This window comes from Paenibacillus agri (genome assembly GCF_013359945.1).
In the GTDB taxonomy this organism is placed as follows: Bacteria; Bacillota; Bacilli; order Paenibacillales; family Paenibacillaceae; genus Paenibacillus_AQ; species Paenibacillus_AQ agri.
On record NZ_JABWCS010000221.1, the window covers coordinates 501,302 to 518,285 of the forward strand.

Here is a 16,984-nt window from a genome sequence, read left to right on the forward strand (position 1 = left end):
TAAATTACATGTAAGCGATAAGGAGAATCATGCCAAAGAAGAAAAGTACCGCAGTGCTCTCCATCAGACTAGACGAAGAGGCCATCAAGGCCGTAGATCTGCTTGTCGAGTCGGGGCTCGAATCCAATCGATCGCGAGCGGTCGCCCACTTTGTGAATATGGGAGTGCGCGCTTCCCATGACCTGTTGGTGCGGGCAAGGGAACAGGCTGACAACCTGCAGCGACTGCGCAATGAGATGTTCGAAGCGGTTAAGCTCCGAGACATCGACAAGGTTGCTGAACTGATTCACAAGGATGCAAGTCTAGTGAACGCTAGTAATAAAAAGGGGGAAACTCCTGTTCTGCTGGCTACTTTCATGAGGGCAAATGACATTAAAGAGCTGCTGCTTCAGAACGGAGCGGGCAAGCTGAACGTATTCGAAGCCGCAGCCGTTGGGTATAGCTCACGGGTAAAAGAGCTGCTAGATCGTTCTCCGGAGCTGCTGAACAGCTACAGTCACGACGGATTTCCACTACTCTCTCTGGCCGCACACTTTGGAAATACCGAGACAGTTGAGCTATTGCTTAGTCACGGTGTTGATATTCATGCTCGCAGTCGTGATGGCAGTCTTAACAATATGGCAATTCACGCCACCATATTCGGTGGATACGGGCATCTCGTGGACTTGCTGATAGAGGCTGGAGCCGATATTCATGCCAAGTGTGAAGGCGAACTGAGAAAAGGCTTCAATGTTTTGCATGTCGCGGCTTATTTTGATAACGTGCCGCTTATTGAGAAATTCCTCAGCTATGGAGCCGATAAGACAGAGAAGAACGCTAGTGGTGAAACGCCTTATGAACTAGCAATCTCTCTTGGTCATACAGCTTCTGCGAATTTACTGCAAATTTGATTAGGGACTACCATTCATTTACATACGACAACTCGACCGAACAGACGGAGAGACGCTGAAATTGTGAAGCGCGCTCGATGTCTGTTCTTTTTGTTGTATCCAAAGGAGAGAGAATACGAAAATGCTGTATCGAAAATTAGGCAGAACGGGTGTGAAGGTATCCGAAGTCAGCCTGGGAACAATGGCGTTCGGGAGATGGATTGATGAGGAAGCATCTGGAGCGGTACTAGATACGGCTCTGGAAGCAGGGATTAACCTGATTGACACTGCGGATGTGTACGGAAGCGGGATGGATACGCTCGACTATTCAAGACTTGGCGAATCCGAAGCCATTCTGGGCCGCCTCTTGCGCGGCCGCCGCGATGACATTCTGCTTGCGACGAAATTCACTGCTCCTGTGGGACCGGGCGTTAATGATGGCGGACAGAGCCGGTACCACATTTATCGAGCGCTGGAGAACAGCCTGCGACGGCTGCAGACTGACCACATTGATCTTTATCAGGTGCACTCGTTTGATCCCGAGACACCGGTCGAAGAGACGCTCCGGGCACTTGACGATCTGGTCAAGCAGGGCAAGATCCGCTATCTGGGCTGCTCCAACTATGCGGCTTGGCAATTGGCGAAGGCGCACGGAGTTAGCGCGCTTCATAATTTGCATCGGTTCGAGAGTGTCCAACCGGAGTATAGTCTTATAACAAGAGGAATTGAACGGGAGCTCGTACCCTTCGCTCAATCCGAGAACGTTGGCATTATTAGTTACAGCCCGCTGGGCAGGGGGATTCTAAGCGGCAAGTATCGCCAAGGTGAAGCACCTCCAACTGACTCCAGGCTCGCGCTGGGCGAGAAAAGGCTGGAGCTGCTGCTCGAATCCAATCCATCATATGAGCTAGTGGACAAGATTGCACCGCTGGCGGAGGGAAGAGGATGGACGCTGGCTCAATTCGCACTCTCCTGGGTGCTAAGTCATTCTTATGTAACCTCTGCTATTCTTGGAGCGTCGAAGCCGGAACAGATTCGGGACGCATTGCAGCATGTCGAAGAGAAGCTGACGCTGGAGGAACTTGCAGAGCTCGACCGTATCTCCCGCAGTATTGGCCTCTTTTCGATCTAAAACATACTATTCATATAGAAAAAATAAATTCAGGAGGATGAACATCATGACTCAAACCAAGCGACAACTCCATCTCGGCTTGTTTCTGTTCTCAACGGGCTACCATCCAGCAGGCTGGCGGCTGCCGGAAGCGGTAACGGATGGAGCGTTCGATCCCAAGTTCTTGCATCGGGTCGCACAGCGACTGGAGGAAGCGAAGTTCGACTTCTTCTTTCTAGGGGATGCTCTGGCGACAAGCCCGGACATGCAGCATACTTTTCCTTCACAGATGGTTCGTCTCGAGCCGTTCACAATGATAGCCAGCATTGCGGCGGTAACAGAAAAAATCGGTCTTATCGTCACGGCAAACACGACTTACTCGGAGCCTTATACGATTGCACGCCTGACAGCCTCGCTTGATTACCTAAGCGGTGGTCGGCTGGCATGGAATGTTGTCACTGGCGCAGATGGGCGTGCGGCGCAGAATTATAGCCGTGAGAAGCACTGGGACAACTCCAAGCGTTACGATTATGCGGAAGAATTCGTGGGAATTGTGCAGGAGCTGTGGGATTCCTGGGAAGATGACGCGTTTGTCCGTAACAAGGAGAGCGGTGTGTTCGTAGACGGAAGCAAGGTGCACCGAATCAATCACGTAGGGGAACACTTCTCCGTCGCTGGTCCATTGAACGTGGCCCGGCCCCCGCAAGGACAAATTCCACTCCTGAACGCTGGAACATCGGAGCGCAGCCGCGATCTTGGCGCCAAGCTCTCAAGTGCTGTCTTCTCGGGACAAATTCTGTTTGAGGTGTCCAAGCAGTTCTATGCTGAGGTCAAATCAAAGGCCGTAAAGTATGGCAGAAATCCCGATGAGGTATTTATTCTCCCGGGCCTTGTTCCTCTCGTTGGACATACCAAGGAAGAAGCGCATGCCAAGTACCGGGAGCTTAATAGTCTGCTCGTGACGAACTACGATTTAGCACCTCTGTCGGCAAGAATTGGCATCGATTTATCCCCGTATCCGTTGGACGGACCACTGCCGGATTTGTCATTATCGACCCTCTCAGGCGACGAAGCCAAGTGGCTTGTTGCGTTGGCACAGCGAGCGGAAGGCCGTGCGGACATCACTGTGCGTGAGCTGTTCCACTACTTCGCCGCTACATCAAGAGGTCATCTGCTTATTGTCGGTGATCCAGAGGAAATCGCGGATCAGATGGAAGAATGGTTTCTTCAAAGAGCGGCCGACGGATTCAATATTTGCCCTCCATATATGCCGGGTGGAATAGATCTCTTCATTGATTTAGTTATTCCGATTCTTCAGGACCGCGGACTTTTCCGTACGGAATATGAAGGTGATACGTTCCAAGGACACTTCGGCCTCTCCCGCCCGGAGAACCGCTTTTCCCGAAAGGCAGCGCTGGAAGGTGCAAGCGAGTAACGGAAGAAGCTACGGTAAGGCGGCGGGCTGGAAGAAGGAGAGAATGATATGAGCAACCAGAATCATAGGAATCGCTATAGATGGCGTATTTTAATTGGACAAATAGTGCTCTTGATCGCTTGTCTGGGCATTATTGAATACCTCGTACGGGCGGAAATTGTCGGCAGTCTGTATCTGTCGAAACCAACACAAGTGATCGAAGAGATCTACAAACTGTTTTCGAATGGTGAAATCTTTCATCATTTAGCTGTTACGCTTAAGGAATTCGCTGCGGGCTATCTGCTTAGTGCGTTCGCTGGAGTCGCAACGGGACTGCTTCTCGTACTTATCCCGCACGCGGAAGTGTTTTTCCGGCCGTTCCTCTCGGCGCTTCTTGCCATCCCGAAGGTAACGATTATTCCGCTGCTGATGCTTTGGCTCGGCATTGGGTTATCGCACAAAGTCGCAATTGTATTTCTCTTCTGCTTTTTCACGATTGCGTTCAATACCATTACTGGAATCAAGCAGACCGCAGAAGCTCATCTCAAGGTTGCCAGAGTGTTCGAGGCTTCCAAGCTGCAGACGGTTATGAAGGTCATTCTTCCGTCAGCAGCACCAACCATCTTCGTCTCCCTGCGGGTATCGGCGGCAACGGGGCTTGTCGGGGCCTTGTTCGGTGAGATGGTGGCATCGAAGGACGGACTCGGAAATTTGCTGGTGCAAGCGACGTCTCTGTATGATACGGCAAAGGCTTTTGCGATTATAACGATCGTGACGGTGATCTCCGTGCTTATTATTGCTGTGATCGATCTGCTGGAAAAGCGGATTGTGCTTAAATGGAAATCATCATAAAGAAGCTTTAATTATAGGAGGAGAAAGAAACCATGGTAAAGAGAAAATGGATAGGAACTGGGATTCTGACGCTTACGCTTGCACTCGTTGTTGCAGGCTGCGGCAGCAGCAATAATTCGCAAGGAGCTGCTCCTGAAGCTTCGAGTGAACCAACATCGGCAAATTCAGCGTCGGATAACCCTTCAGCGGAACTTCAGAAGATTAAATACGCACCATTTAACGGAGTGAGCGGCTTAGCCGTACGGTTCGGAATCGAGAAGGGATTTTTCAAGGATGAAGGGCTGGATGTTGAACTGATCTCTACACAGAATCCGATTGAGGCTCTAACAAGCAATGATGTTGATATCGCCGACAGCGCGACGACGAACGTTATTGTGGCTGCTGGCAAGGGAGCACCGCTCAAGATCGTTTCGTCGATGTTCCGTACAAAGGGACCGTTCTATCTGGTTGCAAAGCCGGGAATTGAGAGCATCGAGGATTTGAAGGGCAAGAAGGTCGGAGCAGCAGCACTCGGTAGCGGTCTTGACGTATACACCCAAACGATTCTAAAAAAACACGGCTTAAGCAAGAACGACGTTACGTATCTGGCCAACGGCGTAAATGATGCGGCATATGCGAGCCTGACTTCAGGACAAGTGGATGCGACTATCATTCATGAGCCATTCGCTTCTCTTGCGGAGAGTGAGGGAACAGGCAAAATACTTGCCAAAGGTTGGGATTATCTGCCGACCTTCCATACTGGCGTGCTAGTCTCACGTGACAATTTTATCAAAGAACATCCCGATCTCGTAGAGAAGCTGCTGAGTGGATACTTTAAGTCCCAGGAATATGCGAAGAGCCATCTGGATGAGTACAAGAAATACTTCCTCGAAAATGTGAAGGTAGATGCGGCTGTAGCTGATAAGGCGTTCGCACGCGAGGACGTGCTCTGGGAGAACAACCCGGACGTAGATTTGCAGGCGCTGCAGGATACTCAGGAGATCCAAGTCGAGCTTGGCTTTCAGGATAAAATTTATGATGTCAAGAATTTGCTGGATCTAAGATTTATTCCGAAAAAATAAATAGAGAGAGGTGATCGTATGGAGGGGTTCTCCATCCGTGGTGTATCTATGGTATACGGGGGGGCGACTCCGACGGAGACGCTCTCGGATATTAATCTGACGATCGAAGACGGGGAGTTTCTCAGTATTCTTGGTCCAAGCGGTTGCGGTAAGAGCACGCTTCTTGAAATTCTGGCCGGACTCCAGTTGCCTACTTCGGGAGAGGTATGGTTCGGGGGGAAGAAGCTTAAGGGACCGGGGATTGAACGTGGTGTTGTTTTTCAAGATCCATCATTATATCCATGGAGAACGGTGTATAAGAACGTCGAACTGGGGCTTGAATTCCGAGGGGTTGCCAAGAGTGAGCGTAGAGAGGCAGTCCAGCGGTATCTCGATCTGGTTGGGCTGTCGGGGTTTGAGCATAAGTATCCCCATCATCTGTCAGGTGGTATGAAACAGAGGGCGGGTATTGCCCGGGCGCTGGCGAACAATCCTGAGGTACTTCTAATGGATGAGCCCTTTGGCGCGGTCGACCATCTGACGAGGCTGCAACTGCAGGACGATCTGTTAAACATCTGGGAAGCGGAAAAGAAGACGGTCGTGTTCGTCACCCATGACGTTTCAGAGGCAGTGTTCCTGGGGGACAGGGTGGTGCTGCTATCACCAAGACCGGGGCGGATCAATCAGATCTTTCAAGTGCCGAAGCATCGTCCGCGTAAGAGAGACGACATTGAGCTACTGAAAATTCAGAATGATATCTATGCGGCTATTCATGAAGTGAAGTCTTCGGACAATCTTGAATTTACCATTTGAGAAATCAATGCAGAGGAGTGTGCGAAATTATGTCATCTAACCTAGTAAGCGTGGAGCAATTGAAAGCTAGACTGGAAAATGGAGAGCGAATCGTGCTGCTGGATGTGCGATTTAATCCGAAGGAGTCGGAGTATGGTCTTGACGCCTACGCCAAGGGACATATTCCTGGAGCGTTGTTTATCGACTTCAAGGCCGATCTGACCGATCCAGCCGAAAAGCATGGAGGACGCAGCCCGCTTCCTTCGCCAGAGCGACTTGTAACATTGTTCGGGTCGCTTGGCATCGATCGTGATGCGGCTGTTGTCGCGTATGAAGACGGCAATGGACCGGCCGCTTCAAGGCTATGGTGGGTGCTTCGCTACTTGGGCGCGGAACAAGCACAGGTACTGGATGGTGGCTATTCTGCTTGGACAGCCGCGGGTGAAGCTGTTTCAGCGGAACAGGTAATCGTCACAGAACCGCGCGAATTCGTACCGGCACCGCAAGCCGATTGGCTTGTCGGCGTAGAAGAGGTGCGTGGGGTGTCCGCTAGCCAAAGCGGCGCCAGACTTGTTGACTCGCGTGATGCAGCGCAATACGCAGGGCTTGAGGCACCGTTCGATCCAATCTCGGGCCATATTCCGGGAGCGACGAATTACTTCTGGAAGGACGCGCTTCAAGGTGACGGCTTCTGGAAGTCGCCAGAGCAGCTTCGCCAGCGGTTTGTCAATCTACCGAAGGAAGAAGAGATCATCGTCTATTGCGGTTCTGGAATCTCGGCAACTCCGAACGTGCTGGCACTGCACGAGGCGGGTTATGAGAATGTGAAGCTGTATGCGGGCAGCTGGAGTGATTGGATTTCTTATGACGAGAATCCGATTGCGACAGGGGAAGAGTAAGAGTCTTAAATAGATATACAGGATATGATCAAGAGTACATCGTTCAAGTGGCGATGTACTTTTTCGCGTTTTGCAGGGATGTGTCGAAATCCACAGAAAGTCAACGCTTGCTTCTTGAAAACATTTTCTTCAAGTCCCGAAGTGCTACCGTGGCATAGTCATGTCTAAACTACACGATATATTCAATTTATCTCGCTTACCTAAGCATAAATACAACGTCCTCTAAGAACGGTAGCTGAAGCGATGCATTGCCTTGGTGCATTCATATGGCTTTTTTAAAAATCAACAAGTATCCGGGATGGTCAACAACGAGTAAACAAAGCTTTGTTGAGATTAGATGTTGTCTGCTAGTAAATATTGAGTTTCTGAGATATCACCTTCTGATTACAATTACAATTATACATGTTATCGTTAGCAATTCTTTTCAAGATGTGAGGCGATAGTTACTAATATTGACTTGACCTTAGGTCAAACCTAAGGTGTATGCTTCTTTATATAACAATGATTATTTAGAAGGAGGTTATCTGGATGAAAAAAGAACTCACCATCAGCGAGTTAGCAAAACTGATGAACGTGTCTGTTCATCAAATTCGTTATTTTGAGGAAAAAGGCGTATTGTATCCTGCCTACTTAGATGAAAATAAATATCGTATGTACGGTATTGACCAGATTTATCGACTGGCACATATATTACTCCTGCGAAAGCTGGGGTTGTCTGTACAAGCGATTGCAACTTGGAGTGAAGATGGGACTCCAGACGAAATGCAGGATTTGCTTCTACAATCTGTCTCTAGAATAGAGTCTCAAATGGACCAATTGCAAGCATTAAATGGCCTTATTCACAAAGTGTTGGATGAGCACAAACGCTTTGGACATGATACTTCTTCTATTAAAATCATTCAACGTGAGGCATTAGTTCTATCGTCATGGTTCGAAACTGAGTTTGAAGCGGAACTTGATGCACGTATGTTCGTCCAACAGGATAATGTGCTGACAGAGTTGTTTGAAGCGGATATCCATTACGTGTATGAGGAGGAATCTCGAGTAACAATTTGTACGGAAGTGAATGGTGTGGAAGGAAATATCATTTTGCCAGGAGGAGAATATTTGTCTTTTATGTTCTCCATTCAGAGTGAGGCAGACCTGGAGAGACACTTCGAGTTATTTCAAACCTTTGCCGATAAATCTTCCTTTATTCTAACAGGTCCAAAAATTCTTGTGGAGAAATCGTATCTGTCTCTATTTGCTCAGGAAAGTATACATTATGAGTTGCTTGCGTGTGTTGATCGTAGTTCCGAAGTAGCTATTAAACAGGAGAAGAAACGATGAACATTCATATTGAGTGTATGAAAGAGGAGTATGGCGTTCCAGTGAGCCAATTGCTTATACAAGGATTTCGTAGCAAATTTCAGTTTGGTACGAAGATAAATGACATGAAACTGCAGTTGCTATTGGGAAAAATGCTTGTGTTGGATAAACAACCAGGCAAAGGCAAACGTTTTGTTGCTGTACAGGAATCTTCTGTAATTGGCAGCTTCTCTATAAAATTTCAGGAACAAGTTAGAAACCAACATCCAAATATGACGATCACAGAGCTGTTATCTTTCTGGAAAGGAATTAAAGAAGTTGGTTTGGGAAATGCGCTTGGATTTTCTGTACGATTAATATGCTTGAATCATCGTCCAAGACGTGGTGAAGTGTACATTTCTGATCTAGTTGTTCATGAAAGGTTCCAGGGATCTGGTGTGGGCAAAACCATGTTGGAGTGGGCGATTGGAGAAGCAGCGTTGCAGCCAGGAAACCAATTTGTAAGTCTGCATGTTTCTAATAGCAACGTAGGAGCCAAACGCTTATATGAACGAATGGGATTTAGGACGTTGGAAATTCAGAATAGCACACTTTTAGCATGGTTGATTGGCGAAAAAAAATGGAGTTACATGATTTACGAGGGCTAAGACTATTATTAGAAAAGGAATTTAATAGAAGCATGAAAAAGAAATGGGGAATAATTCTATTAATCATCCTACTTTTTTTGGGAGGTACAGGTGCGTATGTTTTGCACCAAAATACCTTTGCTATGGATGAAAAAACGGTGGTAATCGAGTCACCACAAGGTAAGTTGACGGGTATTCTCACGCTACCTAAGACATATAAAGACAAGGTTGGTCTAGTGTTGTTCATTCACGGAGATGGTCCAATTGATGCTACCCATAATGATGGATATAAACCGCTTTGGGAGCGTCTTGCCTCACTTGGCTATGCATCACTCTCATTGGACAAGCGAGGCATCGGAGGTTCAGAAGGCAACTGGCTAGATCAGAGTATTGATGATCGAGTGCAAGAAGCACAGCAGGCTTTGGTCTGGGCAAGACAGCAACCAATAATCGATACATCTCGTATTGGCATATGGGGAGCAAGTCAGGCAGGATGGGTTGTCCCCAAACTGGCAGATAAAGAGTCACTTGCTTTCAGCATTCTTGTATCTCCTGCAATCAACTGGTTGAGGCAGGGTGAATACAATACACGCAGTCAAATGGCAAAGGAAGGACGATCCTCAGATGAGATAGAGCAGCAGGTGAAAGTAGATAACAAAGTCAAAGAACTCCTAAAATCAGGCGTCTCATATAATGAATACGTGAGCTTTGTAGGTAAGAAAGATGCCATGTCCAGAGAACGCTGGACGTTTGTTAGTCAGAACTATACAGCGGATGCAACAGAAGATATTGCAAATTTTAACTCCCCAGTACTGCTTATGCTTGGTGATCATGATGTTAATATAGATGTGAAGGAAACGGAGAAGGTATATCTGGAAAGTGTACGACCGTACGAATTATTGCGCGTCAAAGTGTTGCCCGATACAGAGCACTCCATGCTTCCTACCAAGACAGCCGACTCGCCGCTACGTACGTTGTTGATCAGCTTATTTGCGCCAAGGGATATTACCAAGAAGGGCTACATGGATGAAATCACAGATTTCCTACAAAATGTTTATGCTAACCAAGAGATACAGTAGATAAAATAAATTGAAATTCTCTGTGTTAAGGTATATTCTATGCGAAAATGTATGCGGGCAGCTGGAGTGATTGGATTTCGTATAGCGAGAATCCGGTGGCGACAGGGGAAGAGTAAGAGCCGAAAGTCCGCGTTGGGCGCGGGTTTGGGGGCTGCGACAGGTTAGGAGCAAGTGACCTGTTGTGGCCCTCTTTGGGCTTTTCTGTAAACAGCTTGCAAACAAGAATCTGACGAAAGTAGTTACAGGAACCCCGGAGCCAGCCACAGTGAGACAGTGGGGACAGGTTGTTGTTGAACTCTCATCGGCTTTGCTTCTGCTCCTTCGTGAACAGGCGTGGTGCAACCTTTCGTGCGGAGCAAGTGTACAATCACCTTGGGAGCAATTCGCTTGGTTTTCCTTGACGTTCCGGGTATCTCCCGGTTCGGTAGCATCGGCCGAAGCTATGGCAGCATTAATCCTCTTCATTTATAATGATTGTAAATTATGAAAACCTAAGCGGACAAGGCATATGCGTAGTATTTAAAGAAAGGCCGTTACGCTAACTGGCAGTTATGCGTAACTTCCAGGGAATGTAAACATCTAAATAACGTAAGGAACGAGGAGGCAGACAATTCATGGGAGGAACGAATGTATGGGATGCGGAGTGGGAGGTTAACGAAGAGCAGGCGCGGACGCTGATCGGCAGACAATTCCCTCAGCTGTCATCGAAGCAAGTGAAGCGATTGGGCTGGGGCTGGGACAATACGGTTTTTCTCATCGGTGACGAGTACGTGTTCCGGTTTCCAAGAAGAACGATTGCAGTTGGCTCGATTCGTATGGAAGGGAAGCTGCTCCCGCAGCTGGAGGCATATATGACCATCCCCTATCCTAAACCGTTGTTATATGGCGAAGCAAGTGACGAATACCCGGCACCATTTCTTGGCTATGCCTACGTGCCAGGAGATTTCCCAATCGGTTTGACGGAAGAACGCCGGGCTTTATCGGCAGAGACGCTGGCGAAATTTTTGCGGAGATTGCATGAGTTTCCGGTGCAGGCGGCGCTGAAGTGCGGAGTTCAGCAAGATCATCGAAACTTGACGGACATAGCATCGCGCAAAGTGAAATTGAAGGGCTTTCTATCGAAGCTGGTTAAACACTTGTCGCCGGAGGAGTCCGGTGTGATCGAAGCGTATATTAGCAGACTGCAAAAGGACCGTGTCGAGGCGGTGAATGCACTGCTACATGGCGATCTTCATTTCAAAAATATGCTTGTGAATGAGAACGGGATCGTTTCCGGCATCATTGATTGGGGCGATCTGAGCGTAGGCCATCCAGCTTGCGATTTGAGCGTTGCTTATAGCTTTTTACCACCTTACGCTCGCGGCGTGTTTTTCGAAACGTACGGAGGAGCGGACGAGGAAACGAAGCTGCTGGCGCGGCTGATCGCGGTATACATCCCCATACTAATCTTAATGCAAGCGGTCGACGACGGGAATGAAGCGATTGCGGCAGAGGCGAAATCCAACATCATGCGGGCACTGTCGGATTAGGCTAATTATTCCGTTGCGGCTATGGGGCTATGGCTATCGGCACCATTTTGTCGTTTAGAGGCCGTGATAAGGTACGATCCGCCTTCTCTGATGCCGCTTTATGTTGAGGAACACGAAATCACGAAATTCAACAGAGTAAGTCGTTGCGCTAACGGGACACGATAGTTTAGTGTGTGCCGATTTGCCAACAACATGCCAATAATCTGACAACGACCATCCAACAACTTGCAAACAGCCCCCGTCCTCCACGGGCTTCTTGCTCTACAAGTCCTCCCAAGGTCGCCAAGGGAGGTTGTTGCACTTGGGCAATGGCATATCCTCCGAGACATTCCCGCCGCGCTGATCGTAATCACCATTTTTAGTTTCGGAACCATGGGAGTATAGAGGTTCGTGGGGGATAAAGAGCTGAAGTCATTGGATTAGTTATGAGGGATGGCAGTAGGAGAAGAAGAGAAGGTGTAAGCAGATATACAGGTTGTGGCTAGAAGTACATCGCATATGTGGCGATGTACTTTTTTACGTGGTGCTGGGAGGTGTTGAAGAGAGTCTTGAAGCTACTGGATGGAGGCACAACGCCAACTACGCCGGAGCAGAATGAAGGCATATCGCCATCTGCGCCGGAGCAGAATAAAGGACCCCAATTAAGCATGCTTCCAAAGACGGGTGAAGATAGCAGAGCTTTGTATTATATTTCAAGAGTAGCGTTCATTATTGTTGGATTGTGGATGCACAGAAAAATGAAGCCATCCCAACAGTAGTTTATCTCTGTAATGCTATTGCCGTTTTATTCTAGGAAAGTCGACGAAATTCAGGTTTGTCCTGATCTTCGCTCGGCTTTTTTATCTATATAGAGGGTCGCACCGAAACATTTGGACGATCGTTCGATTAAGAGGGAAGTTTCAAATTTTGCGTTGTGAGCACTGAGGATCGGGTGGTGTTGCGTGTTAACGATAATGGAATTGGAATGAATATTCAAGATCTAAGTAAAGAGAAAGAACAGGGTTTGATGAACATTAAAAATGTTAAATGATCGGCGCGCACCAAATGAATCTAAGGCCAGTTTGTAACAAAAACACCTTCAAGTCCCTGACTAGATCAGTGGGTTCTTGAAGGTGTTTTTGAATTTTATTAGAGGTACCATATGCTGCTTCTAGCCGCATCTTACCCCGTTGTCCGATATACTTCACGGATTGCGTCCTCAATGTCCGGCTCTTGAACGCTAAGGTCTCGAATTGGCAGCTTGCCTGAAAGGTCGGCGATTAGTTCAGCTGCCGTAATTCCCGCCTTGTCAAACTGATACCAGAGCTTTAGCCCTTCCTGCCGGACAAGCTGTGCCCGCAAATGTTCCGGTGCCTGGGATTCCTCTGACAATTCAATAACAAGCAGGCGGCTCGGGGCGAGCTTATTAACGATCGTGTCCAGTGGCCCCTCTTCTACGATGTGGCCATGATTGACGACAAGAAGGCGTGAGCATAATTGCTCGACATCGTCTAAGTCGTGTGTTGTGAGGAAGACAGTCATGCGACGTTCCCGGTTCATTGTCTTAATAAACTGCCTGATCGCATGCTTCGCATCAGCATCAAGTCCAATGGTTGGCTCATCGAGGAAGAGTACGGAAGGCTCGTGGATCATCGAGGCAGCCAAATCGCCGCGCATACGTTGTCCAAGTGACAGCTGACGTACCGGTGTATCAATGAAATCCTGAATGCGGAGTACATCGTTTAACATGTCCAGCGTATGTTTGAACTTTTTATCTTCAATTCTATAGATCCGTTTTAGCAACTCGAATGTTTCCCCAAGGCGCAGATCCCAGTACAGCTGTGTACGCTGGCCGAATACGACACCGAGCTGTCGTACGACCGCTTTGCGTTCTTTTTGCGGAGACAATCCGCAGACCTGGATGCTACCCGAGGTTGGGTGGAGAATGCCCGTTAGCATCTTGATCGTGGTGCTTTTTCCAGCCCCATTAGGGCCGATATATCCTACAATGTCGCCTTGCTCAATATTGAAAGATAGGCCATCTACACCTTTTACTATCTTCTTATCGGGCATAACTAGACTGCGTACAGCACCTGCTAGCCCTGTTTTTTTGCGGACAACAACAAATTCTTTAACTAAATCTTTGACTTCTATAATCGACATCATCAAGCCTCCTATGAACCAGCACTTTCATACCTGCGCAATCCTTGGCGAAAAACCATATAAGCGACAGCCATACAAACAAGCCCCACAATTAATGTTCCGATGGTCATATCAACCGGAAGCTCAAGCGATGCTGTTTTGCCGAGAAAGCTCTCTGCCGGGTAGAAGCTAATGAACCCGATAGGTAGCAAGAAAGTCAGCACTACTTGCACTACATAAGGGTATAGAGTGAGAGGATACATGGTTGTTCGTTCTAATGTTGCAATGGTCATACCAATGAGGTTGCCGCTGCGTTTGGTCCAGAACGCCACTGCCCCGACGATCGTGTAGATGCCTCCACGAATCAGTACTCCACCGATAATGGTAATGACAAGCTTAAGAATGCTGAGAAGCCCCCAGTTGAAGCCCACTGCATGTGCAGCATACAAGAAGATGACGATGCCTGGAATAAGATCGATCAGACCGATAAAGTTAAAGTAACCGGTGATGAATTGGAAAAATACGTTCAGCGGACGCAGCAGAAGTCTATCGAATTCTCCGCGAAGTACCGCCGACTCAGTTCCCCAGGTGGGAATGAAGAATACAACAACAAGCCCGTGGCTTAATAGGCCAAGACCATATAAGAACGCCAAATCATTGAAAGTCCACCCTTCTAAGGGCTGGAACTTGTCAACAATAATACGAAGCATCCATATACCGGCAAAATACTGCGTCGGGATCATCAGCAGCCAACTGACGAGAAATAACGGATATTCAAGCTGCCGCTGAATCGCAAGCTTCGCATAGTAGCCAAATACAGTGAAATAATGTTTGACGCCACTCATAACGGTATCATCCTCCTTGCACCATGACTTTGCCGCGCGCTCTTGACCATATCCAGCTGAGCAAACCACCGAGCAGAACAATCCAGATCAACTGTACGCCCATTCCGCGTAATGCTGCCTCTGGCTTCATGAGTCCGATGTATACACTGAGCGGCAGCTGGTAGGTATACTGGAACGGCAACCAAGCCGATACTTGCTGGAGCCATTCCGGGAATAACCATAGCGGAATAAGGCTTCCGGATAGTATACGGACAAAGGCATCCTTCACCATTCCGAGATTACCAAGCTCTGACACCCAGAATGCCACAAGCCCGACCATGGCACTCATCAGCCATAGAATCAGAAAACTGAGTATGCAGCTGATAATGAACAACACTGCTGCTATCGTACTATCAGGCATCGGAAAGCCAAATAGCAGGGTAGCCACCAGTACGAGCGGAATGGCTTTATTCATCACTGAGCTGACAATGTTGCCTAAATCCTCGGACAAGTAGATGGCAAGCAGGTTCAAAGGACGCATGAAATCAAGAGCGATGTTGCCATCGCGCACTTGGTGGTAGATAGTATCCTGTACACCGGTACTAAATACTGAAGCCATTAGCGTAGAGACCACCGTATACGTAATCATACCGTTCAGTCCGATAACGGAAGCGCCTGAGCCGAGAATGTCACCACCGTAAGCTGCTTTCCAGATGAATACTGACGCTGCAAGCAGAATAATATCGCCGATCATACCGATCCACACATCGAAACGATAGGCGAGTGCAGTCAGCATTCGCATTTTCATCAAATAACCGTAAGCTCTCATTTGCAACCTCTCCATAATTAGAAAAATAAGGATAGCAAAAAAAACAATATCAGAGAAAGAGAGATTGGTCACGGTAAATTTTACTTTAATGGGTTTTTTACCAAATCATTTTGAATCGACGACTCTATATGTTAGAGAGCGAATCTGTTTTTAATGATTTCGGCAACTTCATCAGCGTTTAGCTTCGTGTTGTTAATCCTGATATAATTTTCCCGCTTTATTTCGCCTTCGAATGAGTTCAATCGATGATGCTCCATCGTTTGTTTCAGATCGTGTTCAGAGCGAGCAATATCCCTCTTTGTGGGTTTATGTTCAAGTCTGTGAGGGGTTTTGTTACGCTCAATTCTCTCTTCAAGATCGGCTTCAAGTTCAACAAAGTAAACTTCTCCGCCTTTGTCTCCGAATATTTTACAAACGTTATCTAGATAGTCCCAGTCGTCCTGCATATCGAATGCCCACACATAAGTGAAAATCATTCCATACATACCGCTTGTAGCAGTGGCTTCAAAAATGTCTTGCCGAAGCTTACTTACTAATGTCCACATTTCAGGACTAAAGTTAAAGTAGGGAGCTAACAATTCAATAGTCATATGGTTGTGGAATAACTTTAACTCAGTGATCTTTTCAAGCTCATGTCCGACTGTCATTTTCCCTACTGCCTGCGGACCAAATATTACAACAAATTTCATGAGGTCACCTCTTTGGAATATATTTCAATATAATAGCAACCCCATATCTGTATGTAAACATATAAATATACGGAGTCCCGTAGTGGTTTCCGTTTCAATTACTGGTGTTTACAGCTACCAACAAACCGAAATGCTTAGTCTTTTGCTGATCTTATCCTTTTAACAAATTGATTAGTACTTTAGTATTGTTGCTAGATTATATAAAGATTATATATATTAGGATTGGGAGGTGGATTATATTCACACTGGAGGAACTGCAATGAAACGTGCTTACCTGTTGCTAGTGATTTTATTTACTCTTAGTGCATGCGACCAGGCTAATACTAGTACCAACGAAAATAACACTGCTGTTATTGCGGGAGATATCAATGTGAAGGATGCTACAAACACAGAAGTCTCACCCATCACGGTAGGAGATTTATCGAAAGAGTCCTCCGAATTTCTAGCTGAAGACGAAAGCGATCCCTCTGTTTGGGGTTTTGAAACGGCTTATAAAATGTGCACGGAAGCTCTGTCTGAATATTATAAAGCGATTTGGAATGGCATGGATATTGATTTGGATGCTTATATTGATAACGAAAACCTTAAACAATACATGCACACCAAGATAACTTCTCAATATGAGCTTTTCCTGAAGAACAACCTTACAGATAATCTGGTGACTGGTATTGATATTAGTGTTAACAAAGTAGAGCAGGTTGGCGGGGATAAGCGTTTTTTCTATTTAAAATTAGATGCACGGGTTGAAAAGGATGTAGGCAGCTATGCTGAACCCACTGAATTTCTTGTGCAGGTTTTGAATGGAAGGCTAGTTATTGTGGATTGGTATACCAATGGAAAGGATAGTTATGATGCTATTGTACGTGGAGAAAATCAGGCTATTCACAATCCTGAAATTTGGAATAACAGTGACTGGGTGAAAGAATTAACCCGCCGGATTCTGGTTCAGTCTCAGTGAGGAGCGAAGTACGCCATTCCATATAATCCTATCCTTTTTTAAAA

17 protein-coding genes are annotated in these 16,984 nt (G+C 47.1%); 13 read left to right on the forward strand and 4 right to left on the reverse strand.

All coding sequences use genetic code 11. The annotated features are described in order from the left end of the window. Window positions 1-29 precede the first annotated feature (29 nt). The 12 genes from HPT30_RS29060 to HPT30_RS29115 all read left to right on the forward strand — a co-directional run bounded on the left by HPT30_RS29060 (window position 30) and on the right by HPT30_RS29115 (window position 12,277). A complete protein-coding gene (locus tag HPT30_RS29060; RefSeq protein ID WP_066369978.1) occupies window positions 30-890 on the forward strand; it encodes an ankyrin repeat domain-containing protein in 861 nt (286 codons plus the stop codon). 121 nt (window positions 891-1,011) lie between these two features. Then, window positions 1,012-2,001 carry an aldo/keto reductase gene (locus tag HPT30_RS29065; protein ID WP_175374726.1) on the forward strand — a complete coding sequence of 330 codons (990 nt, stop codon included), beginning with the start codon at window positions 1,012-1,014 and terminating at the stop codon, window positions 1,999-2,001. 46 nt (window positions 2,002-2,047) lie between these two features. Then, window positions 2,048-3,415 carry an LLM class flavin-dependent oxidoreductase gene (locus tag HPT30_RS29070; protein WP_175374727.1) on the forward strand — a complete coding sequence of 456 codons (1,368 nt, stop codon included), beginning with the start codon at window positions 2,048-2,050 and terminating at the stop codon, window positions 3,413-3,415. Window positions 3,416-3,463: 48 nt separating this feature from the next. Beyond that, complete coding sequence (locus HPT30_RS29075; protein WP_175374728.1) at window positions 3,464-4,246, forward strand: ABC transporter permease; 783 nt, start codon at window positions 3,464-3,466, stop codon at window positions 4,244-4,246. A gap of 32 nt (window positions 4,247-4,278) precedes the next feature. Beyond that, the gene (locus HPT30_RS29080; RefSeq protein ID WP_175374729.1) at window positions 4,279-5,307 is read left to right on the forward strand and encodes an ABC transporter substrate-binding protein; all 1,029 of its coding nucleotides are present in this window, start codon (window positions 4,279-4,281) and stop codon (window positions 5,305-5,307) included. Window positions 5,308-5,325: 18 nt separating this feature from the next. Next, a complete protein-coding gene (locus HPT30_RS29085) occupies window positions 5,326-6,099 on the forward strand; it encodes an ABC transporter ATP-binding protein (protein WP_175374730.1) in 774 nt (257 codons plus the stop codon). A gap of 29 nt (window positions 6,100-6,128) precedes the next feature. Continuing rightward, complete coding sequence (locus tag HPT30_RS29090; protein WP_175374731.1) at window positions 6,129-6,977, forward strand: sulfurtransferase; 849 nt, start codon at window positions 6,129-6,131, stop codon at window positions 6,975-6,977. Between the two features lie 528 nt (window positions 6,978-7,505). Beyond that, entirely contained in the window at window positions 7,506-8,306 is an 801-nt protein-coding gene (locus tag HPT30_RS29095) for a helix-turn-helix domain-containing protein (protein ID WP_175374732.1), read from the forward strand. Beyond that, entirely contained in the window at window positions 8,303-8,932 is a 630-nt protein-coding gene (locus HPT30_RS29100) for a GNAT family N-acetyltransferase (RefSeq protein WP_066369952.1), read from the forward strand. Before HPT30_RS29095 ends, HPT30_RS29100 begins: the two co-directional genes overlap by 4 nt. Then, the gene (locus HPT30_RS29105) at window positions 8,905-9,990 is read left to right on the forward strand and encodes an alpha/beta hydrolase family protein (protein WP_312876389.1); all 1,086 of its coding nucleotides are present in this window, start codon (window positions 8,905-8,907) and stop codon (window positions 9,988-9,990) included. Before HPT30_RS29100 ends, HPT30_RS29105 begins: the two co-directional genes overlap by 28 nt. 614 nt (window positions 9,991-10,604) lie before the next feature. Then, complete coding sequence (locus HPT30_RS29110; RefSeq protein ID WP_175374733.1) at window positions 10,605-11,519, forward strand: phosphotransferase; 915 nt, start codon at window positions 10,605-10,607, stop codon at window positions 11,517-11,519. Between the two features lie 536 nt (window positions 11,520-12,055). Continuing rightward, a complete protein-coding gene (locus HPT30_RS29115) occupies window positions 12,056-12,277 on the forward strand; it encodes a hypothetical protein (RefSeq protein ID WP_175374734.1) in 222 nt (73 codons plus the stop codon). 403 nt (window positions 12,278-12,680) lie between these two features. On the opposite strand, the gene HPT30_RS29120 is transcribed toward HPT30_RS29115, so the two are convergent. The 4 genes from HPT30_RS29120 to HPT30_RS29135 form a co-directional block, all read right to left on the reverse strand. After that, window positions 12,681-13,664 (reverse strand): ABC transporter ATP-binding protein, encoded by a 984-nt coding sequence (locus HPT30_RS29120; protein WP_217622547.1) that lies wholly within the window; start codon window positions 13,662-13,664, stop codon window positions 12,681-12,683. An 8-nt stretch (window positions 13,665-13,672) separates the two neighbouring features. After that, entirely contained in the window at window positions 13,673-14,485 is an 813-nt protein-coding gene (locus HPT30_RS29125; RefSeq protein ID WP_175374735.1) for an ABC transporter permease, read from the reverse strand. Between the two features lie 7 nt (window positions 14,486-14,492). After that, entirely contained in the window at window positions 14,493-15,293 is an 801-nt protein-coding gene (locus HPT30_RS29130; RefSeq protein ID WP_066369925.1) for an ABC transporter permease, read from the reverse strand. A 131-nt stretch (window positions 15,294-15,424) separates the two neighbouring features. After that, window positions 15,425-15,982: a DEAD/DEAH box helicase family protein gene (locus HPT30_RS29135; protein ID WP_175374736.1), complete on the reverse strand. Its 558-nt coding sequence runs from the start codon at window positions 15,980-15,982 to the stop codon at window positions 15,425-15,427. A gap of 259 nt (window positions 15,983-16,241) precedes the next feature. Here HPT30_RS29135 and HPT30_RS29140 point away from each other — a divergent pair, with 259 nt between their 5' ends. Next, window positions 16,242-16,940 (forward strand): hypothetical protein, encoded by a 699-nt coding sequence (locus tag HPT30_RS29140; protein WP_175374737.1) that lies wholly within the window; start codon window positions 16,242-16,244, stop codon window positions 16,938-16,940. The last annotated feature ends 44 nt before the right edge of the window (window positions 16,941-16,984 follow it).